Source organism: Oceanobacillus sp. NCCP-135 (assembly GCF_059698015.1).
On sequence record NZ_BAAKSZ010000009.1, the window covers coordinates 37,053 to 61,798 of the forward strand.

The following is a 24,746-nucleotide window of genomic DNA, read 5'->3' on the forward strand; positions in this document are numbered from 1 at the left end:
ATGAGTTCTATTCGTGTAATCGTTATTGATGATTCCGCATTTATGAGAAAAGTAGTCAAGGACATACTAGACAGCGATCATCGGATACAAGTTATTGCAACTGCAAGAAATGGTGAAGACGGTCTCAATAAAATTAAAAAACTAGTACCAGATGTAGTTACTCTAGATGTTCATATGCCGGTGATGGATGGATTTACAACCCTAAAGGAGATTATGAAAAACCATCCATTACCTGTAGTTATGCTATCAAGTATTTCCGAAGCAGGAAAAACAAAAACAGTTCAAGCAATTTCAAATGGAGCTGTTGATTTTATTCCAAAACCATCTGGATCAATTTCTTTAGATATTAGTACCATTAAACAGGAGATAATAGCTAAAGTAATAACAGCTTCTGAGGTTACAATGAAACCATCAATGCAAGCAAAGGCAATCCAGACAACACAGACTACCACAACCCGAATACATGACAATACCATTGTTGTAATTGGAGCATCAACAGGTGGACCAAGAGCATTGCAAGCTGTACTTAAAGATTTGCCAAGTGATTTTACTGCACCAATTCTAATTGTTCAGCATATGCCGGCAGGATTCACTAAATCACTAGCCGCAAGACTTGATTCAATAGCTCCTATTCATGTAAAAGAAGCTGTACATGGCGAAAAATTAAAAAATAACACTGCATATATAGCACCCGGAGATTATCATATGCTAGCAAGTAATGCTGGCAATTCAATTGTGATTGAGCTAAACAAAGACTCTCCATTACATGGACATCGGCCAGCAGTAGATTTGTTAGTTGAATCGATAGGTGATTTGAAAAATAGAAATAAAATTGCTGTTATTTTAACTGGGATGGGCAGTGACGGATCAGCAAGTATCAAGCAGTTGAAACAGACTGATCCAACTGCTGTCGTTATTGCTGAGGCTGAAGAAACTTCGATTGTGTACGGGATGCCTAAAGCGGCTATTAAGACAAATTGTGTAAATTACGTGGTACCATTAAATCGAGTTAGTGAAACTATAGTAAATCTGGTGCATCGTACGAGGGGGAAATAGTATGGATACAGCTGATTATTTAGATGTTTTTGTTGATGAAAGCAAAGAGCACATTGAGGTTTTATATAAACAGTTACTGGCACTTGAAAAGAAACCTACTGAAAAAGCAATTATAGACGAAATTTTTCGTGCGGCTCATACGCTTAAAGGTATGTCGGCAACGATGGGTTATAATGATTTAGCCAGTCTTACGCATACATTAGAAAATGTTTTCGATGCGATTAAATACGACAAAATTTCAGTGGATATCGACATGATGGATATTATGTTTGAGACAGTCGATCATTTAACTGAAATTGTTGAAGATATAGCTAATGGGGGAAATGGTGTACGAGATGTTGAGCAAGTTATTTTAAAACTGGATAGACTGGAGAAGGGAAAACCAACACAAGTTTTACCAAATAGTACAATCAGTGAAGATGTTAAAACAAATACATTGCAAACAATTGATACACTAAACGAATTTGAATTATCGATTCTAAACGAATCAGCAGAAAGAGGTTTTTTTAGTTATGAAATTACGATTACACTACGAGAGGGTTGTTTATTAAAAGGCGCTCGTGTGTTTATGATATTTGAGGTCTTGGAAAAGTTGGGTGAAGTAATTAAAACACAACCAACAGTAAATGATCTAGAGGAAGAAAACTTTGATTTATCTTTTACTATTATACTTGTCTCAACACATGACAAAAAAGAAATAGCTGAAAAAATTTATAAAGTATCTGAAATAGAAAACGTGCAAGTGAATCAATTTTCCACCGCAACCTATAAAGAAAAAGAAGAAAAACAGAGTACAGAGAACCTGAAAAAAGAGCAGGAAAGGGATGATAAGCAACATAAAAACTTGCCTGCTTCCAGTAAAACTTCAACAAATAAAACGATTAGAGTCAATATTGACAGACTCGATGTTCTAATGAATTTATTTGAAGAGTTTGTAATCGACAAAGGTCGCTTGGAACAAATATCATTAGAATTGGATCATCATGACCTGCAGGATACCATTGAGCATATTTCCCGAGTATCTGCTGATTTACAAAATACAATTTTAACGATGAGAATGGTTCCAATTGATCAGGTATTCAATCGATTCCCACGAATGATACGACAACTGGCAAGAGACCTTAAGAAAAATATGGAAATAGAAATTATTGGTGCGGATACCGAATTGGATCGTACTGTAATCGATGAAATTGGGGATCCGTTGGTTCACTTAATACGGAATGCGATTGATCATGGCATTGAAAAACCCGAGGAACGCAGGAGGAAGGGCAAGCCTGAACAAGGGATTATCAAACTCAAAGCATACCATAGCGGAAATCATGTGTTTATCGAAATTGCAGATGATGGTGCTGGTATAAATAAAGAAAAAGTATTAAAGAAAGCAATAGATAATGGGATTGTAAGTGAGAACCAAGTTGGAATTTTAACAGATCAGCAAGTATTTGAATTAATCATGGAAAGCGGATTTTCAACAGCAGAAAAAATATCGGATATTTCCGGTCGTGGTGTTGGTTTGGATGTCGTTAAGAATACGATTGAATCATTAGGTGGCAGCATAACCATTGATGCTCAACAAGATATGGGATCTACCTTTTCAATTCAGCTCCCTCTTACATTAACCATTATTTCAGTATTGCTAGTTGAATTAAAGAATGAAAAGTATGCAATTCCGTTATCATCTATTTTAGAAACAGCTATTATTCATAAGGATCAAATATGGCATGCCCACACTAAAAAAGTAATTGATTTTCGCGGTAAAATAGTACCATTAGCTTTTCTAAGTGATATATTCGCTGTAAGGGAAAATGAAGATGAAGATAATGATTATATTTCGATTGTTATTGTAAAAAAAGGGGATAAAATGACTGGATTGATAGTAGATTCCTTTATAGGTCAGCAGGAAGTTGTTTTAAAATCTCTTGGTGCCTATTTATCAAACACATTTGCAATATCAGGTGCTACAATCCTTGGTGATGGTGAAGTAGCCTTGATCATTGATAGTAATGCCTTAATAAAATAAGACTCATTTTGCAGGTATTGATGATTCTTTATCTCGCAATCGATATAAAAGACGACGTATACGCTAGGTTGTTTTCCGCTGCGGACCGCTGCTTTTTAGCGGGCATGGCCTAAGCCTCCTCGAGAAAACAACTCTGCTTAGGTCTTTGGACACGTGCTGGGACTGCGATAACTCGCCCCACCGAAATCCTTTATTCTGAGCAGGAGTCAACGGTCCTCTGCTCCAAGCAACCGCTACAAATGTGCTAGTATTTGTTTAAATTAATCAAGAAGTTTTTTAAAAGTTGTAAAACACATTTCTAGCGGAGTGGGTTTCCGGAGCGGGCGTTGAGACCTACTACTATTGATTTTACGTCGTCTTTTATATCAATAGTTACAAACGATATGAAAAGAGCCTAAAATAATAATTTTTCTGGGAGGAATTATAGTGGAAAATGACAATCGGGTTGATCGCAAAGTAATTGTATTTCAATTGAAAGAGGAGGAATATGCAGTATCTGTTCAACAGATCGGTTCAATTGAGCGTATGCAGCCAATAACAAGGGTTCCTCAAACTGCTGATTTTGTAAAAGGTGTAATTAATCTAAGGGGGGTTGTTACGCCAATCATAGATTTAAGAGTTCGCTTTGGTTTAGAGGAAACTGAGAATAGTGAATCTACTCGTATTATTATTGTATATTTGGAGGAGATGGAAGTCGGTTTGATTGTTGATTCTGCAAATGATGTCATTGATATCCCCGAACCCATAATAGAGCCTGCACCAGAAGTAATTGGAACGGTTGATGTAGACTATATTGAAGGTGTAGCCAAGCTTGAGGATCGTCTGCTTATATTACTTAACTTACAAAAGGTTTTAACACATGAAGAAATGAATGAGTTAAAAACAGTGGAAGGCTAATCAAATGGAATTTACGAATCTAACTAGTGTTCAAAAAGATGCGCTTAAAGAGATTGGTAATATTGGTGCAGGCAATGCAGCAACTTCTATGTCGAAATTAATTAATAAAAAAGTAGATATGCAGGTTCCTTCTGTAAATATAGTTAGTTACGATGAAATGATGGAACTGATTGGTGGAGCCGAAGAAACAATTGCGGCAGTTTTTTTCAGAATCAATGGAGAGGCACCAGGAACCGTTTATTTTATCCTTTCAATAGAAGAGGCCGAATTTTTAATAAGTCAGATGACAAATAAATCGGAATTTGATTTATTGACAGGAGAACCTATAAATGAACTGACAACATCAGTATTACAGGAAGCTGGAAATATTTTAACTGGTTCCTATTTATCAGCATTATCTGATTTCACAAATATAAACATGCAACCATCCATACCATACTTGAGTATAGATATGGCAGGTGCAATATTAACTGCAGGAATACTGGAGCTTTCACAAGTAACTGATTATGCCATTATAATAGATACAAAGATTAATCATAGTGATTCCAATAATGGAATACACGGTAATTTTCTGTTTCTGCCAGATCCTGATTCCTTTTCAAAAATTTTTAGTGCATTGGGAATCAACGGTCATGAGTGAATTACAAACAGTTGTTAAGGTAGGCATTGCTGACTTAAATGTTGTTCGGGAACCTGATTTAATCCGAACTACGGGACTAGGTTCATGTGTTGGCACCGTTTTATATGATTCATCAAAAAGAATCGCTGGCCTCGCTCATGTATTACTACCTGATTCAAGTTTAACGAAGCAATCCAGTATCAATAAATGTAAATTTGCAGATACTGCTATCCCGCTTTTAATCGAAAGACTGATGGAAACAGGTGCTGGAAAAAGTCAGCTTAAAGCAAAAATAGCAGGTGGTGCACAAATGTTTCAGTTTACTTCTAATTCGGATATTATGCGAATTGGTCCTAGAAATGTTGAAGCTGTACAGAATATATTGCATTGGTTTAAGATTCCGATTGTTTCAGCTGATATAGGTGGAAATGTTGGTAGAACGATTGAGTTTGATCCGGTCACAAGCAAACTGAAAATACGCAAAGTTAGCAAAGAAGAAATAGTTATTTAATAAATATAAAACTGTGGTAGGGAGGAGTGGATATATGGAAACCAATAATTCTCCTCAGGAACAAAAGCTATGGAATGATTGGTTGAGCAATAACTGCAATGATACTGCTAATAAACTAATCCAAAATTATATGTATTTAGTTAGTTTTCATGTAGAGCGAATCTCAAGCCATTTACCAAACAATGCAAATAAAGACGATGTTAGAAGCTTTGGATTAATAGGCTTATACGATGCATTAAAAAAGTTTGAACCAAGTCGCGATTTGAAATTCGATACTTATGCTTCATTCCGTATACGTGGATCAATTATGGATGGATTGAGAAAGGAGGATTGGCTCCCAAGGTCTTTAAGGGAGAAAGCAAAAAAAATAGAGCGAATGTCAAGTGAGCTAGAACAGCGTTTGCAACGAATTCCGACAGCTGAGGAAATTGCTGTACAAGTAGATATGACATCACAGGAAGTGGAAAATTTGATAAATGATTCGCTTTTTGCAAATGTTTTATCGATTGAAGAAAAACCAAAGGACGAGACACATAAAGAAGGTGTCGGATATACAATTCCTGATGAAACAGCAGTAATGCCAGAGGATTATATACTAAATAATGAAGTAAATACGGAGCTTATCCAAGGCATAAAATTATTAAATGAAAATGAACAAATGGTAATTAGTTTATTTTATCATGATGAATTAACATTAACGGAAATTGGACAGGTTTTAGGTCTAACAACTTCCAGAATTTCGCAAATACACAAAAAATCTATATTTAAACTAAGAAATACACTAACAAAAATTCAAGCATTCTCTTAAAAAAAGAGAGGGGAATGGGCATGGATGATTTAAATGAATACTTTTACATTAAACTGTCCAGTGATAAAATGTTTGCCAAACTCTATTGTACTGAATCCTATAAATCTGATATAGAGTTGGATGAAGCTTCCTTGAAACTATTTTTACTGGAAAATAAAGTAGTTTACGGCATTGATCAGAACATGGTTAAACAAGTAGTAACTGCTCCAGGAGCTGAAGCTTTCCCAATAACGGTTGCTCAAGGAATTTTACCTGAACAAGGGAAAAACGGAAAAATTATTTATGAAATAAAATATACGAGTGAAATAGACCGGACGCCAGATTGGAATTTTCGGGATGTGATGCATATCCCATCTGTTCAAAAAGGACAAAAGATAGCTACACACATAATGCCGACAGAAGGGAAACACGGAATAAATGTGAATGGGATTAAAGTGCAGGGAGCTAATGGTAAGCCTGTATCTGAAAAGGCAGGGAAAAATGTTGTATACAGGGAGGAAGATAAATCTTTTTATGCTATATCAGAAGGACAATTTAGTGTTAGCAGTAGATCAATACAAGTTCAACCAGTATTTGAAGTAAAAGATACACTTTCAATGAAAAACGGCAATCTTGATTTTGTTGGATCGATTGTTATCCACGGTGATGTTCCAGCAGGATATAAAGTGAAAGCAGATGGTGACGTTAAAATCCATGGAATGGTCGAAGCTGCTACTGTCATTGCGGGTGGTTCCATTTATATATCTGAAGGAGTTGCAGGACAGAAAAAAGGGTATATTAAAGCAACTGAAAATATACATATTGGCTATATAAATCAAGGGAATGTTGTTGCCGGGAATGATTTGTATGTGGAGAACTCTATTTTACATAGTGAATGTACGGCTAAAAACCATGTGTTTTGTCAAAGAGGAAACATAATTGGCGGATCGCTGTCAGCAGGTAAATCTGTTGAAGCAAAAGATATTGGAAATCGAATGAGCACAAAAACGGAAATACTATTTGGGGTAGACAATGCGATTGAAAAAAAAGCAAAAAGTTACCTTACTAAAAAAGAGGAATTACAGGCAACATTGGAGAAATTAGCGATACTGGGTGAAAAACTACATAACCAGGGTAGTTTTAATAACCCTAAACTTCGTATAACAATGCTTAAACAAAAAAACTCCTATAATAAAACGCAGCAGCAAATAGAGGAAATTGATTCTTTACTGGAACAGTTGAATTCCTCTATTGGCAGTGAAAAAGAAGCTAAGCTAGTAGTAAATAATAATATATACCAAAATGTTATCGTTACGTTTGGAAAATACAAGCGATTAATCCATACCAATCATCATTATGTTCAAATAAAGCTAAGCCAAAATGAAATTGTAATTCATTCTAATGAATTACATTAGATGCGTGCTCTTCACGTAATAAATTATTTAGGAAGTGATTCTAGTTGAGCTGGAAATCGATAGAATTGCAGGTGGCACTTCCAAGGACACAGGACGCTGGAAAACTTCAAGATCAAATGTTGAAGCAAAATCAACATTTTCAAGCGTCACTTGCTCAAAGTCAATTAAAGCAAGAAGAATTAAAACGAAAAACAATTAATGAATCTGAAGAGATAAATGATTTGAAGAATAAGAAAGAGAATGACAATGACTCTAATGATAATGACCACAAGCAGAAGCAATTGCAGCAACCGGAGGAAAGGATTAACCATCCATATTTAGGTAATAGGTTAGATTTAAATGGATAGAAGGGGTCTTAAATGGTTTCATTTTTACTGATTATTAGTTTTATATTGCATTTGATTACAATATTCGTGATTTACCAATTGCTGAAACAAGTTCAAGAACAAAAAGAATCCAGTAATATAACTGAATTATTTGAGGTATATTTACAGGAAGTAAAAAATGAAAATAAACTGCTGCAGAAAGAACTGTTGAAAAGTAATTCTAATCAAAATGCAGTAATAGGAAAGCAAGACGAAATGGTTAATTCAGAAATTAGCCAAGCACATGATGAAAAAACCAATAACTATATCCCCCCAGAAATTAATATGGATGATAAAGTAGAAGCATCCTTACAAGGAAGAATTTTGCAATTACACATGGAAGGCTTTTCTGAAACAGAAATTGCTCAACAATTAAACTGTGGAAAAACGGAAGCAGCTCTGATTATAAAGTTATATGAAAAAAAATAAAAAAACTTGATTACATGGACTCTATATGATATAGTAACTTTTGGTGTAAATGCTATGTTCAGTGCAAAAGTATGAACAAGTTATAAAAACACACGCTTAGTAATTTGTATATGGGTTGCTATTTTTAGAGAAACTGGATATCCACCAGGTCCATAGGCGATGTATTAATATAGGTGAAAATACTTTTCGTCAGAGATCTGAATTTTCTTCTTGGTATTACTTATGCTCAAAAGAAATATGGATATACTTTCTTGTAAATTAATAGTCTTTATACAAAAATGATCTAAAGCGGAGGAAAAAACCATTTAGGAGGAAATATTTATGTCAGCAATTTCTATGAAGCAATTGTTAGAGGCTGGTGTGCATTTTGGACATCAGACACGTCGTTGGAATCCGAAGATGAAAAAATACATCTTTACGGAGCGGAACGGAATTTATATCATTGACCTGCAAAAAACAGTTAAAAAGGTTGATGAAGCGTACAAATATGTAAAAGAGATCGCATCAAATGGTGGTACGGTTCTTTTCGTAGGTACAAAAAAACAAGCGCAGGATTCTGTGCGTGATGAAGCAACTCGTTCAGGTATGTATTATGTTAACCAACGTTGGTTAGGTGGTACACTTACAAACTTCCAAACGATTCGTAAACGTATTAATCGATTGAAAGACATTGAGCGTATGGAAGAAGATGGAACATTTGAAGTATTACCGAAAAAAGAAGTTGTCGATTTATTAAAAGAAAAAGATCGTTTAGTTAAGTTCTTAGGCGGAATTAAAGAAATGACAAAGCTTCCAGATGCATTATTTGTTATTGATCCCCGTAAAGAACGTATTGCGATTGCTGAAGCACATAAATTAAACATTCCTATTATTGGAATTGTTGATACAAACTGTGATCCGGATGAAATTGATTATGTTATACCAGCAAATGATGATGCTATTCGTGCAGTGAAACTGTTAACTTCAAAAATGGCTGATGCTATTTTAGAAGTTAAACAGGGTGAAGAAACAGAAGAAGTTCAAGCAGAAGAAACTGTTCCAGCTAATTCTGAATCAAATCAAGAGTAACCGATTAAAAAAAGGTGAGGGTGATAAGAGGATAAAAGCCTTTTATCACCTTTTTTAAGAAAACATTCAAGCAACATTTACAAAAGCGTGTTCAAAAAGGAAGATAAAAAAGGTCTAGGTCAGCTAAAATCGCAAGTGTCCTCGGTTGCAACGTCGAAACTAGCACGTCAGGTTTGAAGCGGTATAGTTTTAAGCACAAGGCAAGCTTCCCTGAACTTACTTCTTCATGAGGGAAAGTGTTTATCTTTTTCAAGGACGTGTCGTTTAGTCAAAGATCCCTATTTCGAATTGTTATTTTTACCGGACTTTTTGATCATCCAATAAAAGGAGGATTAACTAACTATGGCTATTACTGCTAAGATGGTTAAAGAATTACGTGAAAAAACTGGTGCAGGTATGATGGATTGTAAGAAAGCACTGCAGGAAATGGATGGTAATATTGATAAAGCAATTGATTACCTACGTGAAAAAGGTATATCAAAAGCTGCGAAAAAAGCCGATCGTATCGCAGCAGAAGGTTCCACATATATAGAAGTAGATAATAATACAGCAGTTCTACTAGAAGTGAATTGTGAAACGGATTTTGTTACTAAAAATGATCAATTTAAACAATTACTAGCCGAACTTGGAAAACATATTGTTAAACAACAACCGGCAACTGTTGAAGAAGCATTGAAACAGAAGCTTCATGGAAATGGTGAAATAGTTGAAACTTATATTAATTCAGTTATTTCAACAATTGGTGAAAAAATTTCACTACGTCGTTTTGCAGTATTAAATAAATCTGCAAACGATGCATTTGGTGCATATCTTCATATGGGTGGCCGAATTGGTGTATTATCACTGATCGAGGGTTCTTCAGATGAAGTGCTTGCTAAAGATGTAGCGATGCACGTAGCTGCAGCTAATCCGCGTTATGTTTCCCGTGACGCAGTTTCGGAAGATGAGGTAAATCATGAACGCGAAGTATTAAAATCACAAGCCCTCAATGAAGGAAAACCAGAAAAAATAGTTAAAAAAATGGTAGAAGGACGGCTTGGTAAATTCTTTGAAGAAATTTGTCTGCTTGATCAAAGCTTTGTTAAAGATCCAGATCAAAAAGTTAAAAAATATGTTGCTGATAAAGGTGCTTCAGTACAAACGTTCGTGCGCTATGAAGTAGGCGAAGGAATGGAAAAACGTGAAGAAAACTTTGCTGATGAAGTTATGAATCAAATGAATCAATAACTTGAATGTTTAAAAAGGGGACACTTGTTGTTCCCTATTTCTTAAGTAATTTTATAAAACGATACCATATACAAACAAATGAATTTCTATGGAGGTTATTATGACAACAGCTCGTTACCGTAGAATTGTGCTAAAAATTAGTGGAGAAGCTTTAAGTGGCGAACAAGGATTCGGCATTGAACCGAAAATTATTCATTCTGTTGCAACCCAGGTAAAAGAGGTGGCTGAATTAGGAGTCGAAATTGCTATTGTGGTTGGCGGAGGAAATATTTGGCGTGGAAAAGTAGGTAGTGAAATGGGAATGGATCGTGCTACGGCTGATTATATGGGCATGTTAGCAACGATTATGAATTCACTTGCGCTTCAGGATGGTCTGGAAACGATTGGTGTGGAAACAAGGGTTCAGACTTCTATTGAAATGCGCCAGGTTGCTGAGCCTTACATAAGGAGGAAAGCAATACGTCATTTAGAAAAAAAGCGTGTTGTCATTTTTGCAGCAGGTACAGGAAATCCATATTTTTCTACAGATACTACTGCTGCTTTACGTGCAGCCGAAATTGAAGCAGATGTCATTTTAATGGCAAAAAATAATGTAGATGGTGTTTATACGGATGATCCAAAAATTAATAAAGATGCCCTCAAATATGATAACCTTTCTTATATGGAGATGTTAAATAAGGGGCTTGGTGTAATGGACTCAACAGCCTCCTCACTATGTATGGATAATGATATTTCATTAATTGTTTTTTCTATTACGGAAGAAGGAAATATTAAAAAAGTTGTCCAAGGTGAGACAATTGGAACAACAATAAGGGGGAAATAGGCATGTCGGAAAAAATTATGAAGCAAATGCGAGAGAAAATGACACAGGCTGTGCAGGCATTTTCTAGAAACTTAGCAACGGTTAGAGCTGGAAGAGCTAATCCAAGTTTATTAGACAGTGTTTATGTTGATTATTATGGTGCATCGACACCACTAAATCAGCTGGCAACTGTGTCAGCTCCAGAAGCACGATTACTTGTAATTACGCCGTATGATAAATCAGCAATTTCTGATATGGAAAAAGCAATTCAAAAAGCAGACCTTGGATTATCACCATCAAATGATGGAAATGTAATCCGTATCAGTATCCCTACTTTAACAGAGGAGAGACGTAAAGAATTAGTTAAAGTTGTTGGTAAATATGCAGAGGAATCCCGTGTACAAGTAAGAAACGTACGTCGTGATGCAAATGATCAATTGAAAAAAGTAGAGAAAAATGGGGAATTAACAGAAGATGAATTGCGTTTTGCTCAAGACGATGTTCAAAAAGAAACAAATGATCAAATTGGTGATATTGATCAGTTAGCAAAAAATAAAGAAAAAGAAATCATGGAAGTATAGTCCAATTCAATGTAGAATAAGATGTAATAGCCCTCTTGTTTAAGGGGGCTTTTGTATTCTTATTTAATAAATATTATAATTAGAATGATTTTAATGATATAATGATGATTCATCCAGATAGGATATGATTGTAATATAATTCTTTTTCCTTCATATTGATTATAGTTGTAAGGATTTTAAATGGATAATCAACAGCATTCGGAGGACCGAACATGTCAATGAAACTTCCTTTTTTTAAAAATAAACAAATTGAACCAAATGACGAAAATATAGTGGAAAATATTCCAAACCATGTTGCAATAATTATGGATGGCAATGGTCGATGGGCGAAAAAACGTGGATTGCCACGGATAGCGGGGCATAAAGAAGGTGTGAATGCCGTTAATAAAGTGGTAAGAGTCGCAAGTAAATGTAATGTACAGATTCTTACACTATACGCATTTTCAACTGAAAATTGGAAAAGACCAAAATCCGAAATTGATTTTTTGTTGAAACTCCCGAAAGAATTTTTACATATTTATTTGCCTGAATTAATGCAAAATAACGTAAGAATTAATACGATTGGAGATTTCGATGCGTTACCTGATCACACAAAAGAAGCAGTCCAATATGCGAAAGACAAAACAAAGAATAATAATGGATTATTATTAAATTTTGCATTAAACTATGGTAGTAGATTAGAAATCATGCGTGCAATTAAACAAATTATGACAGATATCGATTGTTCAAAAATTTCGCTGGAATCTTTGGATGAAAAAGTGTTTTCGGAATACTTATATACACAGGGGTTAAGCGATCCGGATTTATTAATACGTACCAGTGGCGAACAGCGATTGAGTAATTTTTTATTATGGCAATTAGCCTACACTGAATTTTGGTTTACGGATGTGTTTTGGCCGGATTTTGATGAAGAAGTTTTTAAGCAAGCCCTTATGGAGTATCAGCAGCGCAAAAGAAGATATGGGGGCATTTAAGGTGATGAATGTTACATGAAACAACGAGTGATCACAGCAATTTTAGCGATAATCATATTTCTGCCCTTTGTTCTATATGGGAATTTACCATTTACATTGTTTGTTTATATTATTGCAACAATTGGCTTAATTGAACTAATGAGAATGCATAAGATAGCAATGTATTCTGTGCCATCTATCTTGTCTATTGCTCTATTATGGATAATACTATCATCCAATATGGATGGTTCTGATATTGTTCCATATATTTGGTTTACACAGGCGGAATTAATCATGTTGGTTGTAATTCTACTCCTGTCCTATACAGTGTTGGTGAAAAACAAATTTACATTTGATGATGCTGGATTTATACTGATGTCAGTAATATATATTGGTATGGGTTTTTATTATTTAATTGAGACTCGTCACGCGGGGCTCAGTTATATTATTTATGCTTTATTCATTATTTGGGCGACAGATACAGGTGCGTATTTTTTTGGACGTGCATTTGGCAAAAGAAAACTTTGGCCGAAGATAAGTCCGAAGAAAACTGTCGAAGGGGCACTTGGAGGAATTTTCACCGCATGTATTGTTGCAGTAATCTTCCAACTTGTTAACCCATTACCTTCAGCCATGCTGATAGTGATAGGAGCAACCATTTTAGCATCAGTTTCCGGACAAGTTGGTGATCTGGTTGAGTCTGCATTAAAACGTCACTACGGCGTGAAGGATTCAGGAAATATATTGCCAGGGCATGGAGGAATATTAGATCGTTTTGATAGTCTGCTTTTTGTTTTACCGTTATTGCATTTTGTAGGGTTTATACAATAAAAAAGCTATGTCGTACAAATAATTTAGGCTTTCAATTAATATACTGATAAAATAAATCCTACTCGAAAATTGTATCTATCAGAGCTCAAGGCGTATTCCCATACCGAATAAAGGAAGGTGCTTCTTTTGACTACAGTTATTGCGTTTATATTGATGTTTGGTTTACTTGTGTTTATCCATGAGTGGGGCCATTTGATTTTTGCCAAACGTGCTGGAATGCTCGCACGTGAATTTGCAATTGGCTTCGGACCAAAAATATTCTCATTTACGAGAAATGAAACATTATATACGATTCGATTGATCCCTGCTGGTGGATATGTAAGGGTTGCTGGAGAGGACCCTGAAATTGTAGAATTAAAACCAGGTCATCATATCGGACTCGAATTCAACGATGCGGGAGAAGTTAATAAAATAATTGTTAATAATAAATCTAAACATCCAAATGCACGGGTGATTGAGGTTGAATATGCTGATTTGGATCACAACTTGCGCATTGAAGGTTATGAGATTGATGAACATGATGAAAAACTCATCTTTGATGTAAACCGAAAAGCATCGTTTGTGATGGATGAAAAAGAAACACAGATCGCTCCATATGATCGGCAATTTGCTTCAAAAAGTGTTGGTCAAAGAGCCATGCAATTATTTGCTGGTCCAATGATGAACTTCATTTTGGCAATTGTAATCTTTGTTCTTATTGGACTGGTTAATGGAATTCCCACAGAAGAAGCTAAAATGGGTGATATACAATCAGGAAGTCCTGCAGAAGAAGCTGGACTACAGGAAAATGATGAGATTATAGAAATTGAAGGCAGTACTATTTCTACTTGGGATGAGTTTACTTCGATTGTTAGAGATAATCCAGGGCAGGAATTAGATATGGTTGTACAGCGAGGCGATTCTCGGGAAACATTAACTGTTATTCCGAAAGAGGTATCATTGGAAGGCCAGGAAGAAACAATTGGTCAAATTGGTGTATACACAGCAATTGAAAAATCATTTTTTGGTACATTTAAATATGGTTTTACACAAACATATGATTATACTAAATTAATTTTGACAAATCTGATGATGTTGGTTACAGGTCAATATTCGATTGAGATGCTATCAGGTCCTGTGGGGATTTATGACGCTACAGATCAAGTTGTTCAAACAGGCTTTATGAACTTCATGATGTGGACTGCAATCCTGAGTGTTAATTTAGGGATTGTTAATTTAGTACCACTCCCAGCACTTGATGGAGGTCGATTAATGTTTGTCGGAATCGAAGCGGTGAGAGGCAAGCCGATTGCCCCTGAAAAAGAAGGAATCTTCCACTTTGTTGGATTTGCATTATTAATGCTTCTAATGATTGTAGTAACATGGAATGATATACAGCGTTTGTTTCTATAAAAAAGCGTCCATTTGAAAGAAAGCATACTCAATGATTAGCATGATATAAAAACCCTTGTCTTTTTACCTACGACAAGGGTTTCCATTATTATAGTTAAATTGCGAGCTTTAGGCAGGAGGGGTACCTATGGATATATCAAAAATAGAAAAGATGAATTTATTATTAAAACAGCTTCAAATGCCGGAAGAATATATTGAAAATCATTTTAAGGATAGCTATCTGGAAAAGCTTGAAGTGTATAAGAAAACCAAGACTTGGCATTTTTATGTTAATGTAAAAAGAATTCTTCCGATCAACATTTATCAGCTTTTTATCTCCAAACTTAATGACTCATTTCAGAATGTTGCAAAAATAGAATTAACCATTGAGGCTGATGATAAGGTATGTGATGAGGAAACAATTTGCGGGTATTGGAAAAGTTTCATACAGTCATTACACAATCTGTCTCCTGCATATAAAGATTTAGTTCATAATCAAACACCCCGAGTTAATAATAATATTATTATGTTAACTGCGAGAAACAGTGCAGAAGCTAGCGCATTAAAAAAACGTTTAGAAGATAACTTCAGGCAGTATTGTAAAAAGGTAGGTACATTATCGTATACCCTTGATATAGAAGTGAAATCTGAACCAGTAGATATGCAAAAATTCAAAGAACAAAAAGCATTGGAAGACAAGCAAATCGTCTTAAAAACTGTTAAAGAAAAAGAGATCCGGGATAAAGAGAAAATACATGATAACAACAAACCAGTAATGCTTGGCTATAAAATACAGGATGAAGCACTTCAAATGGAAGAAATCCAGGAAGAAGAGCGCCGTGTGACTGTTCAGGGATATATTTTTTCATCAGAAATTCGCGAACTGCGCTCAGGCAGAAGTCTCTTAATCGCAAAAGCAACAGATTATACAGATTCCTTGCAAATTAAAATGTTTTCCAAAGGTGACGAGGATGCAGAGAAATTTAAATCTGTAGAAAAAGGAATGTGGATTAAAGCAAGAGGTAGTATACAAACAGACATGTATACAAATGAATTAGCGATGATGGCTAATGACATCCAAGAGATAAAAGTTGAAACACGTCTTGATAAGGCTGCAGAAGAAGAGAAAAGAGTTGAACTTCATGCACATACAACGATGAGTCAGCTGGATGCTGTTATTTCACCATCAAACCTAGTCAAGCAGGCGGCAAAATGGGGACATAAAGCTGTAGCTATTACAGACCATGCTGGAGTTCAAGGATTTCCGGAAGCACATGCTGCAGCACAAAATAATGGGATTAAAGTGTTATATGGGGTGGAAGCAAATCTGGTTGATGATGGTGTACCGATTGCTTACAACGAACATGATGTCAATTTGGAAACAGGAACCTATGTAGTATTCGATGTGGAAACAACAGGTCTTTCTGCAGTTTATGATACGATCATCGAGCTTGCAGGTGTAAAAATTCACCAGGGTGAAGTTATTGATCGATTCGAATCATTTGCTAATCCACATCATCCATTATCGCAAACAACTACTGATCTTACTGGAATTACAGATGATATGGTTCGGGATGCACCAGAAATTGATGATGTTCTAAAAGATTTTTACGACTGGATGGAAGACAGTGTGCTAGTAGCTCATAATGCCAGTTTTGATATTGGATTTTTAAATCAAGGGTTTAATAGAATAGACTATGAAAAAGTGAAAAATCCGGTAATCGATACATTAGAGCTTGCAAGATTCTTGTATCCAGAACTAAAAAACCATCGTTTAAATACGTTATGTAAGTATTTAGACATTGAATTAACACAGCATCACCGAGCAATTTATGATGCGGAGGCTACCGGCTATTTGCTGTGGAAATTAGTACAAGGGCTTTTGAAAAAAAATATTAGAAATCATCATCAGTTGAATAATCATATGGGTGAGGGAAATGCATACCAGCGCTCACGCCCATATCATTGTATATTACTTGCTAAAAACGACGAAGGCTTAAAAAATATATACAAATTGGTGTCTCGAGCACATATTGATTATTTTTACCGGGTTCCACGGATACCGCGCTCACTGTTGCAAAAAATGCGGGAAGGTATTCTCGTCGGCTCTGCATGTGATAAAGGAGAAGTCTTTGAAACAATGATGCAAAAATCAGCAGAAGAGGCTGAAAGTGTTGCTGAATTTTATGATTATATTGAAGTGCAGCCACCTGCTAATTATGTACATTTAATAGATAAAGATCTTGTTCAAAATGAAGCTCAATTACTAGATATTATTACAAAACTGACAGAGCTCGGAAAGAGGATGGATAAAAGAGTTGTAGCAACTGGCAATGTTCATTACATTGATGAACATGATAAATTGTATAGACAAATACTGATTGCTTCACAGGCTGGGAATCCGCTAAACCGTCAGACATTACCTGATACACCGTTTAGGACAACAAATGAAATGCTGGAATGCTTTCGTTTTCTAGGAGAAGAGAAAGCTAAGGAAATAGTTGTTACAAATACAAATGCTTTAGCTGAATCAATCGAAGACATTTCCCCTGTTAAAGATGGGTTATTCACACCAACGATCGAAGGTGCTGAGCAGGAAATGCGTGATCTTTGCTATAATCGAGCAAAAGCTATTTATGGAGAGGAAGTTCCGCAAATAGTTGTTGACCGTTTGGAGAAAGAATTGGCTAGTATAATTGGACATGGCTTTGCTGTGATTTATTTAATTTCACATAAGTTGGTAAAAAAATCACTGGATGATGGATATCTCGTTGGTTCTCGTGGTTCTGTAGGTTCTTCCTTAGTTGCAACAATGACAGAGATTACAGAGGTTAATCCACTTCCACCACATTATGTTTGTTCAGAATGTCATCACCATGAATTTATTACAGATGGATCAGTTGGAAGTGGTTTTGATTTGCCTGATAAAAATTGCCCGAATTGTAATCTGCCACTAACCAAAGATGGCCAGGATATTCCTTTTGAGACTTTCTTAGGCTTTAAAGGTGACAAGGTGCCTGATATTGATTTGAATTTCTCTGGGGATTATCAGCCAAGAGCACATAATTATACGAAGGAACTATTTGGTGAAGACAATGTATATCGTGCAGGTACTATTGGTACAATAGCGGAAAAAACAGCGTATGGATATGTTAAAGGTTATGCATCAGATAAACAGCTTGTGTATAAAAATGCTGAGGTTGAACGTCTAGTACAGGGATGTACCGGAGTAAAAAGAACAACAGGGCAGCATCCGGGTGGAATTATTGTTGTACCAGATGATAAAGAAATCTATGATTTTACCCCCATTCAATTTCCGGCAGATGATCGTAAAAGCGAATGGAAAACGACACATTTTGACTTTCATTCCATTGATGCTAATTTACTGAAGCTTGATATACTCGGACATGATGATCCAACAGTGATTCGTATGCTTCAGGATTTAAGTGGGATTGATCCAAAAACAATTCCTACAGATGATCCGGATGTAATGAAAATATTTTCCGGACCGGAGTCACTTGGAGTTACTTCGGAACAGATTAATTGTAAAACCGGAACATTAGGTGTACCTGAATTTGGAACAAAATTTGTTAGGCAAATGCTTGAAGATACAAAACCGAGTACGTTTGCAGAACTTGTTATTATATCCGGTCTGTCCCATGGTACAGATGTGTGGTTAGGAAATGCGCAGGAATTAATAAATGATGGAATCTGTGAACTGCCTGACGTTATTGGTTGTCGTGATGATATTATGGTTTACTTAATGCATAAAGGCTTAGATGCATCGTTAGCCTTCAAAATAATGGAGTTTGTTCGTAAAGGAAAAGGACTGCAGGATGAATGGATTTATGAAATGAAGAAATACGGTGTACCGGACTGGTATATTGAATCTTGTAAAAAGATCAAATATATGTTTCCGAAAGCCCATGCTGCTGCATATGTATTAATGGCAGTCCGCATTGCCTATTTCAAAGTACATCACCCAATACTTTTCTATGCTGCTTATTTTACTGTACGGGCAGATGACTTTGAACTGGATACGATGATTCAAGGTTCACAAGCTATAAATCAGCGCATTGATAGTATTACGATAAAAGGAAATGATGCTTCCCCTAAAGAAAAGAATTTGTTAACTGTATTGGAAATCTCCCTGGAAATGTGTGAGCGAGGATTTTCATTTAATAAAGTTGATTTATATAAATCAAGTGCAACAGAGTTTATTGTGAATGGAAATTCGCTAATTCCCCCATTTAACGCAGTTGATGGACTTGGTACAAATGCAGCGATTAATATTGTTAAAGCTCGTGAAAAAGGAGAATTCCTATCGAAAGAAGATCTGCGTGAACGAAGCAAAATCTCAAAAACGGTTTTGGAATATCTTGATAATCACGGGTGTTTAGAGGGAATGGCAGAGCAAAATCAGTTATCATTGTTTTAATCAGAAAAGTAATGTATTCGATTTAGATTAAATGATACAGATTGCGGATATAATAAGAATAAATCGGTAGACCTTGCGTCACTTATATTCTTATGATATAATTTTTTTGGTAAGCAATGATACGAACGGTTTAAAGAGTGGGTGAATGCCCACTCTTTCTTCATACTTCTAATTTACTTCCAGTGATAAACTTCCCCTTGCCACGTCTTTCAGGCAGGGGTTTTATATTGATTTATGAGAAGAATCCAAATGAAAATCGGTATGATTGTTCATAATAAGGATGTCGTGTAACTTATACAACTGAATAAAGGAGGATGAATGTTGAGTTCTCAAGTAATTAAAACAACGGAGGAATTAGTTCAACCTATTTTAGAAGATAAAGACTTGGAATTGGTCGATATTGAATATGTAAAAGAAGGAAAAAATTGGTTTCTGCGTGTTTATATTGACAAAGAAGATGGCGTTGATATTGCAGAATGTGGTGAAGTTTCAGAAGAACTAAGTGAAAAACTTGATAGAATGGATCCCATCAAGGAAGCCTATTTTCTGGAAGTATCATCACCAGGTGTTGAGCGTCCTTTAAAAACAATAGACGATTTTGCAAGAAACGTGAACAAAAATGTGTTTATCAAATTGTATGAACCAATTGAAGGTGAAAAAGAATTTCAAGGTATCTTAAAAGAGTTTACGAATACGATGCTTACTATAGAGTACAAAGTGAAAACTCGAAAAAAACAAGTGGAAATTCCATATGACAAGATAGCAAAAGCTAGACTTGCTGTAATGTTCTAAAGGGGGAAAAGAAAAGTGAGCAGTCAGTTGTTTGATGCGATTGATTATTTAGCTAAAGAAAAAGGTATTAATAAAGATGTTCTTATGGAAGCATTGGAAGCAGCTTTAATATCCGCATATAAGAAGAATTTTAAATCTGCAACAAATGTCCGTGTTGAATTGAATGAAGAAACAGGTAAAATGGGTGTCTTTTCAAGGAAAACTGTTGTAGAGGAAGTGGAAGATAAACAACAGGAATTGTCCATAGATGAAGCTAAGGAAATAGATCCGAATTATCAGCTTGAAGACGTGATTGAAGTGGAGGTAACCCCCAAAGACTTTGGGCGTATTGCAGCGCAAGCGGCAAAACAGGTTGTTACACAGCGTGTAAGAGAAGCGGAACGCGGAGTTATTTTTAGTGAATACGCTGACCGTGAGGAAGATGTGATGACAGGAATTATTCAGCGTAAGGATCCAAGATTTGTTTATGTCAATCTTGGTAGAATTGAAGCTAAACTGGCTGAGCCGGAACAGATGCCCACTGAAGAATATCATGTCCATGATCGATTAAAAGTATTTGTTACAAAAGTGGAAAATACGAGCAAAGGGCCGCAAATTTATATTTCGAGATCTCATCCTGGGCTTCTAAAGCGGTTATTTGAGATGGAAGTACCTGAAATATATGATGGAATTGTTGAGATTAAATCTGTTGCAAGGGAAGCAGGAGACCGATCCAAAGTATCTGTTTATGCTGCTGACCCTGATATCGATCCGGTTGGTTCATGTGTTGGGCAAAAAGGCCAACGGGTTCAAACGATTGTTAATGAACTAAAAGGTGAAAAAATAGATGTTGTAGAGTGGTCAGAGAATCCAGTAGTGTATGTTTCAAATGCATTAAGTCCTTCAAAAGTAGTTGATGTGATAGTAAATGAAGACGAAAAAGCCACTACTGTAATTGTTCCTGACTATCAATTATCACTAGCTATTGGAAAACGGGGGCAAAATGCAAGACTTGCCGCTAAATTAACTGGATGGAAAATTGATATTAAAAGTGAATCAGAAGCAAAAGAACAAGGTCTTCTTCACATAGAAGAAGATAATTATTCTGACAATGATGTAGAAGATTTGTTTGAATAAGGAGGGACCACGATGGTTCAAAAAAGAAAGATACCTGAAAGAAAATGTATAGTAACAAATGAATCGAAACCCAAAAAAGAATTAATCCGCATAGTCAGAAACAAAGAAGGACAGGTTTTTGTTGATCCGACAGGGAAGAAAAATGGCCGAGGTGCGTATCTATCGCGTGATATGGATGTTATCGCAAAAGCTGAGAAATCGAATGTGTTGGGCAGGCATTTAAATGCCGAGGTGGACTCAAGCATTTATGAAGAGCTAAAACAGCAGGTACATGGTATAGAAAATGGAAAATAACTATTTGAATATGGTCGGACTTGCATACAGAGCAAGGAAATGTTCGATAGGTGAAGAAACAATTTTGAAGGATATTAGGCAAAAGAAGGCAAAATTAATATTGTTAGCTAGTGATATTGGACCACAAACGAAAAAAAGACTTACAGATAAATGTAAATACTATGAAGTACCATTTGAAATAGTAGATGAACGGGAAACATTATCACATGCAATTGGAAAATCCCAAAGGGTAGCTATTGCTATTTTAGATGCAGGATTTGCTGCTAAGATTAAATCGTTACTCGGGTAATTAAATTCGGGGGTGAACGTATGAGTAAAATACGTGTATATGAATATGCAAAACAAAATAATACGTCTAGTAAAAATGTACTAAACTATTTAAAAGAATTAAAGGTTGAAGTTTCTAATCACATGTCAACCATATCAACAGAAACAAAATCAAAATTGGATGCCAGGTTTAATGCTAAGTCAAGTAATCATACAAAACAACCTGCTAAACAAGAAACTTCATTGAATACATCTAAGAAATCCATGAATAATAAAATGAATAATCAGGAAAATAAGGGAAAGCCCAAAAACAACCCGAATAAACAAGCAAATCAAAATAAACAATCTAACAGAAATAATAGTTTTCAAAATAGAAAGCCAAAAGGCAAAAAAGGAAAAGGAAATAGACAAGTGAATAATCAAAAAGCAGTAATAAAAGAGACACCAAAACATATTACGTACAACGGGACACTTACTGTTAGTGAACTTGCAGAGAAACTTAATAAAGAAGCAGCAGAAATTATTAAAAAGCTCATGTTCCTTGGTGTAATGGCAACAAAAAACCAGGATCTTGATGATGATGCAATAGAGTTATTATGTGAAGAGTTTGATGTGGAAGTAGAAAAGGAAATTATATTGGAAGATACAGATTTTGATAAGTATATTGAAGAGGAAAATGAAACTGACTTAATTGAAAGACCTGCTGTAGTAACGATTATGGGTCACGTTGACCATGGTAAAACGACACTTCTGGATTCGATACGTCATACAAAGGTTACAGCGGGAGAAGCAGGGGGAATTACGCAGCATATCGGTGCATACCAAGTAGAGAATAAAGGAAAAAAAATCACATTCCTTGATACACCAGGACACGCAGCTTTTACAAGCATGCGTTCCCGTGGAGCTCAAGTAACTGATTTAGCGATATTGGTGGTAGCAGCTGATGATGGTGTAATGCCTCAAACTGTTGAAGCAATCAATCACGCCAAAGCTGCAGAGGTTCCTATTATTGTAGCAGTTAACAAAATGGATAAGGAAGCAGCCAATCCAGATCGAGTAATGCAGGAATTAACAGAATATGAGCTTATTCCTGAAGATTGGGGCGGTAACACGATTTTTGTTAACCTATCAGCAATTAAACGGGAAGGTATTGACGATTTATTAGAAATGATACTTTTAGTGGCAGAAGTTGAAGAACTAAAAGCGAACCCTAAGGCAAATGCTTTTGGTACGGTTATTGATGCACAGCTTGATAAAGGACGAGGATCTGTAGCGACATTACTTGTTCAAAATGGAACTTTACATGTTGGAGACTCTCTTGTAATTGGAAATACCTATGGACGTGTCCGTGCTATGGTTAGTGATATTGGTCAGCGTGTGAATGAAGCAGGACCATCGACGCCAGTGGAAATAACCGGTCTAAATGAGGTTCCACAGGCAGGAGATCAATTCTTAGTATTTGCTGATGAGAAAAAAGCCCGTCAAATCGGGGAAACTCGTCAACAAAAATATATTGTTGAAAGTCGCAGTGAACAGTCAAAGGTTAGCTTGGATGACTTGTTCGAACAAATCAAACAAGGCGAAATGAAGGAACTTAATATCGTTCTCAAAGCAGATGTACAGGGTTCTGCTGAAGCACTTGCTGGATCATTGCAGAAAATTGAAGTAGAAGGTGTGAATATCAAAATCATTCACACTGGAGTTGGTGCAATAACGGAATCAGATATTATTTTAGCCTCTGCATCAAATGCGGTAGTAATCGGTTTTAATGTTCGACCAGATGTTAATGCTAAAAAAGCTGCAGAATCTGAAAAAGTAGATGTCCGACTGCATCGCGTTATATATAAAGCAATTGAGGAAATTGAAGCTGCAATGAAAGGATTGCTTGACCCTGAATATGAAGAGAAAGTTATTGGTCAAGTAGAAGTACGGGAAATATTTAAAGTCTCTAAAATCGGTACAATTGCTGGAAGCTATGTGACAGACGGTAAAATTACAAGAGATTCCGGAATAAGACTGATTCGTGATGGGATTGTTCTATTCGAGGGAGAAATAGATGCATTAAAACGTTTTAAGGACGATGTAAAAGAAGTAGCACAGAACTATGAATGTGGGATTACTGTTAAAAACTTCAATGATATTAAAGAAGGAGATGTTATGGAAGCATTTGTGATGGAGGAAATTGAACGTAAATGATTATCTATGCAGAAGTAGAATGTATGTTGTATGTGGGCATTCACTAAAGCAAAAAAGGTCTGTAATCAAGCGTTTAATGGCTAAACTGCGCAATGATTTTAATGTAGCAATTACAGAACTCGATTATCATAACTTATGGCAGCGGACCAAAATAGGTATTGTTACGATTTCAACTGAACGAAATCATGCAGAACAGGTAATACAGGAAGTTATACGAATAATCGATGGATATCCGGAGCTTGAACGCACAATTACAAATGTAGATCGTTTATAAGCTCAAATATAAAAGGTAGAAGCTTCCACTAATGAGGTGAATAAATTGGCTGAACTACGTGCAAATAGAGTAGCAGAGCAAATGAAGAAAGAATTAGGAGAAATCCTGGCCCGTAAAATAAAAGATCCTAGAGTGGGTTTTGTTACAATAACAGATGTAGAAGTGACAGGTGATCTGCAGCAAGCAAAAGTATTTATATCTGTTTTAGGTGATGATCAGCAAAAAAAGGATACACTTTTAGGGCTGTCAAAAGCAAAAGGATTTATCCGCTCGGAAATTGGCTCACGTATCCGTTTGCGGAAGACTCCAGAATTAACTTTTGAATTTGATGAAGCATATGAATATGGTAATCGTATTGAAACTATTCTTCGTGATTTAAACGAATAATGAAAGAATAATAATCTGACTTGTTCACGATAGCAAGTCAGATTTTTTCC

At 35.8% G+C, this 24,746-nt stretch carries 24 protein-coding genes; all 24 read left to right on the plus strand.

Annotated elements, in window-relative coordinates; translation table 11 throughout:
- The 24 genes from AC6HVZ_RS08515 (at position 1) to rbfA (ending at position 24,696) form a co-directional block, all read left to right on the plus strand.
- Positions 1-1,056 carry a protein-glutamate methylesterase/protein-glutamine glutaminase gene (locus tag AC6HVZ_RS08515; RefSeq protein WP_497557721.1) on the plus strand — a complete coding sequence of 352 codons (1,056 nt, stop codon included), beginning with the start codon at positions 1-3 and terminating at the stop codon, positions 1,054-1,056.
- Position 1,057: 1 nt separating this feature from the next.
- On the plus strand, positions 1,058-3,076 hold the full coding sequence (locus tag AC6HVZ_RS08520) for a chemotaxis protein CheW (protein WP_497557722.1): 2,019 nt from the start codon (positions 1,058-1,060) through the stop codon (positions 3,074-3,076).
- Between the two features lie 423 nt (positions 3,077-3,499).
- Positions 3,500-3,973, plus strand: a complete 474-nt coding sequence (locus tag AC6HVZ_RS08525; RefSeq protein ID WP_497557797.1) for a chemotaxis protein CheW — start codon at positions 3,500-3,502, stop codon at positions 3,971-3,973.
- 4 nt (positions 3,974-3,977) lie between these two features.
- The gene (locus tag AC6HVZ_RS08530; RefSeq protein ID WP_497557723.1) at positions 3,978-4,613 is read left to right on the plus strand and encodes a chemotaxis protein CheC; all 636 of its coding nucleotides are present in this window, start codon (positions 3,978-3,980) and stop codon (positions 4,611-4,613) included.
- Complete coding sequence (locus AC6HVZ_RS08535; RefSeq protein WP_497557724.1) at positions 4,606-5,103, plus strand: chemotaxis protein CheD; 498 nt, start codon at positions 4,606-4,608, stop codon at positions 5,101-5,103. Before AC6HVZ_RS08530 ends, AC6HVZ_RS08535 begins: the two co-directional genes overlap by 8 nt.
- A gap of 34 nt (positions 5,104-5,137) precedes the next feature.
- On the plus strand, positions 5,138-5,911 hold the full coding sequence (locus AC6HVZ_RS08540) for a FliA/WhiG family RNA polymerase sigma factor (RefSeq protein ID WP_497557725.1): 774 nt from the start codon (positions 5,138-5,140) through the stop codon (positions 5,909-5,911).
- Positions 5,912-5,931: 20 nt separating this feature from the next.
- Positions 5,932-7,305 (plus strand): flagellar assembly protein A, encoded by a 1,374-nt coding sequence (locus tag AC6HVZ_RS08545; RefSeq protein ID WP_497557726.1) that lies wholly within the window; start codon positions 5,932-5,934, stop codon positions 7,303-7,305.
- 44 nt (positions 7,306-7,349) lie between these two features.
- The gene (locus AC6HVZ_RS08550; RefSeq protein WP_497557727.1) at positions 7,350-7,652 is read left to right on the plus strand and encodes a hypothetical protein; all 303 of its coding nucleotides are present in this window, start codon (positions 7,350-7,352) and stop codon (positions 7,650-7,652) included.
- Positions 7,653-7,664: 12 nt separating this feature from the next.
- Positions 7,665-8,099 (plus strand): hypothetical protein, encoded by a 435-nt coding sequence (locus AC6HVZ_RS08555; RefSeq protein WP_497557728.1) that lies wholly within the window; start codon positions 7,665-7,667, stop codon positions 8,097-8,099.
- A 321-nt stretch (positions 8,100-8,420) separates the two neighbouring features.
- Entirely contained in the window at positions 8,421-9,167 is a 747-nt protein-coding gene (gene rpsB / locus AC6HVZ_RS08560; RefSeq protein ID WP_497557729.1) for a 30S ribosomal protein S2, read from the plus strand.
- Positions 9,168-9,509: 342 nt separating this feature from the next.
- Positions 9,510-10,394, plus strand: a complete 885-nt coding sequence (tsf, locus tag AC6HVZ_RS08565; RefSeq protein ID WP_497557730.1) for a translation elongation factor Ts — start codon at positions 9,510-9,512, stop codon at positions 10,392-10,394.
- 100 nt (positions 10,395-10,494) lie between these two features.
- Complete coding sequence (pyrH, locus tag AC6HVZ_RS08570; RefSeq protein WP_497557731.1) at positions 10,495-11,217, plus strand: UMP kinase; 723 nt, start codon at positions 10,495-10,497, stop codon at positions 11,215-11,217.
- 2 nt (positions 11,218-11,219) lie between these two features.
- Positions 11,220-11,777 (plus strand): ribosome recycling factor, encoded by a 558-nt coding sequence (gene frr / locus AC6HVZ_RS08575; RefSeq protein WP_497557732.1) that lies wholly within the window; start codon positions 11,220-11,222, stop codon positions 11,775-11,777.
- 212 nt (positions 11,778-11,989) lie between these two features.
- The gene (gene uppS, locus AC6HVZ_RS08580; protein WP_497557733.1) at positions 11,990-12,751 is read left to right on the plus strand and encodes an undecaprenyl pyrophosphate synthase; all 762 of its coding nucleotides are present in this window, start codon (positions 11,990-11,992) and stop codon (positions 12,749-12,751) included.
- A gap of 15 nt (positions 12,752-12,766) precedes the next feature.
- Positions 12,767-13,561 (plus strand): phosphatidate cytidylyltransferase, encoded by a 795-nt coding sequence (locus tag AC6HVZ_RS08585; RefSeq protein ID WP_497557734.1) that lies wholly within the window; start codon positions 12,767-12,769, stop codon positions 13,559-13,561.
- A gap of 126 nt (positions 13,562-13,687) precedes the next feature.
- Positions 13,688-14,953, plus strand: coding sequence for an RIP metalloprotease RseP (gene rseP / locus AC6HVZ_RS08590; protein ID WP_497557735.1), 1,266 nt, complete (start codon positions 13,688-13,690; stop codon positions 14,951-14,953).
- A 127-nt stretch (positions 14,954-15,080) separates the two neighbouring features.
- A complete protein-coding gene (locus AC6HVZ_RS08595) occupies positions 15,081-19,370 on the plus strand; it encodes a PolC-type DNA polymerase III (RefSeq protein ID WP_497557736.1) in 4,290 nt (1,429 codons plus the stop codon).
- 321 nt (positions 19,371-19,691) lie between these two features.
- The gene (gene rimP / locus AC6HVZ_RS08600) at positions 19,692-20,162 is read left to right on the plus strand and encodes a ribosome maturation factor RimP (protein ID WP_497557737.1); all 471 of its coding nucleotides are present in this window, start codon (positions 19,692-19,694) and stop codon (positions 20,160-20,162) included.
- A gap of 15 nt (positions 20,163-20,177) precedes the next feature.
- Positions 20,178-21,278: a transcription termination factor NusA gene (gene nusA / locus AC6HVZ_RS08605; RefSeq protein ID WP_497557738.1), complete on the plus strand. Its 1,101-nt coding sequence runs from the start codon at positions 20,178-20,180 to the stop codon at positions 21,276-21,278.
- Positions 21,279-21,290: 12 nt separating this feature from the next.
- Positions 21,291-21,572, plus strand: coding sequence for an RNase P modulator RnpM (rnpM, locus tag AC6HVZ_RS08610; RefSeq protein ID WP_497557739.1), 282 nt, complete (start codon positions 21,291-21,293; stop codon positions 21,570-21,572).
- Entirely contained in the window at positions 21,562-21,861 is a 300-nt protein-coding gene (locus AC6HVZ_RS08615) for a YlxQ family RNA-binding protein (RefSeq protein WP_497557740.1), read from the plus strand. Before rnpM ends, AC6HVZ_RS08615 begins: the two co-directional genes overlap by 11 nt.
- Before the next feature lie 20 nt (positions 21,862-21,881).
- Positions 21,882-24,035 carry a translation initiation factor IF-2 gene (gene infB, locus AC6HVZ_RS08620; RefSeq protein ID WP_497557741.1) on the plus strand — a complete coding sequence of 718 codons (2,154 nt, stop codon included), beginning with the start codon at positions 21,882-21,884 and terminating at the stop codon, positions 24,033-24,035.
- A 19-nt stretch (positions 24,036-24,054) separates the two neighbouring features.
- A complete protein-coding gene (locus tag AC6HVZ_RS08625) occupies positions 24,055-24,309 on the plus strand; it encodes a DUF503 domain-containing protein (protein ID WP_497557798.1) in 255 nt (84 codons plus the stop codon).
- A gap of 45 nt (positions 24,310-24,354) precedes the next feature.
- Positions 24,355-24,696, plus strand: coding sequence for a 30S ribosome-binding factor RbfA (rbfA, locus tag AC6HVZ_RS08630; RefSeq protein WP_497557742.1), 342 nt, complete (start codon positions 24,355-24,357; stop codon positions 24,694-24,696).
- Positions 24,697-24,746: the final 50 nt, after the last annotated feature.

Bases quoted from the DNA above. Each gene is read 5' to 3' on its own strand.
- AC6HVZ_RS08515 (WP_497557721.1), top strand. From the start codon at position 1: ATGAGTTCTATTCGTGTAATCGTTATTGATGATTCCGCATTTATGAGA.
- AC6HVZ_RS08520 (WP_497557722.1), top strand. From the start codon at position 1,058: ATGGATACAGCTGATTATTTAGATGTTTTTGTTGATGAAAGCAAAGAG.
- AC6HVZ_RS08530 (WP_497557723.1), top strand. From the start codon at position 3,978: ATGGAATTTACGAATCTAACTAGTGTTCAAAAAGATGCGCTTAAAGAG.
- AC6HVZ_RS08535 (WP_497557724.1), top strand. From the start codon at position 4,606: ATGAGTGAATTACAAACAGTTGTTAAGGTAGGCATTGCTGACTTAAAT.
- AC6HVZ_RS08540 (WP_497557725.1), top strand. From the start codon at position 5,138: ATGGAAACCAATAATTCTCCTCAGGAACAAAAGCTATGGAATGATTGG.
- AC6HVZ_RS08545 (WP_497557726.1), top strand. From the start codon at position 5,932: ATGGATGATTTAAATGAATACTTTTACATTAAACTGTCCAGTGATAAA.
- AC6HVZ_RS08555 (WP_497557728.1), top strand. From the start codon at position 7,665: ATGGTTTCATTTTTACTGATTATTAGTTTTATATTGCATTTGATTACA.
- rpsB (WP_497557729.1), top strand. From the start codon at position 8,421: ATGTCAGCAATTTCTATGAAGCAATTGTTAGAGGCTGGTGTGCATTTT.
- tsf (WP_497557730.1), top strand. From the start codon at position 9,510: ATGGCTATTACTGCTAAGATGGTTAAAGAATTACGTGAAAAAACTGGT.
- pyrH (WP_497557731.1), top strand. From the start codon at position 10,495: ATGACAACAGCTCGTTACCGTAGAATTGTGCTAAAAATTAGTGGAGAA.
- frr (WP_497557732.1), top strand. From the start codon at position 11,220: ATGTCGGAAAAAATTATGAAGCAAATGCGAGAGAAAATGACACAGGCT.
- uppS (WP_497557733.1), top strand. From the start codon at position 11,990: ATGTCAATGAAACTTCCTTTTTTTAAAAATAAACAAATTGAACCAAAT.
- AC6HVZ_RS08585 (WP_497557734.1), top strand. From the start codon at position 12,767: ATGAAACAACGAGTGATCACAGCAATTTTAGCGATAATCATATTTCTG.
- AC6HVZ_RS08595 (WP_497557736.1), top strand. From the start codon at position 15,081: ATGGATATATCAAAAATAGAAAAGATGAATTTATTATTAAAACAGCTT.
- rnpM (WP_497557739.1), top strand. From the start codon at position 21,291: ATGGTTCAAAAAAGAAAGATACCTGAAAGAAAATGTATAGTAACAAAT.
- AC6HVZ_RS08615 (WP_497557740.1), top strand. From the start codon at position 21,562: ATGGAAAATAACTATTTGAATATGGTCGGACTTGCATACAGAGCAAGG.
- infB (WP_497557741.1), top strand. From the start codon at position 21,882: ATGAGTAAAATACGTGTATATGAATATGCAAAACAAAATAATACGTCT.
- AC6HVZ_RS08625 (WP_497557798.1), top strand. From the start codon at position 24,055: ATGTATGTTGTATGTGGGCATTCACTAAAGCAAAAAAGGTCTGTAATC.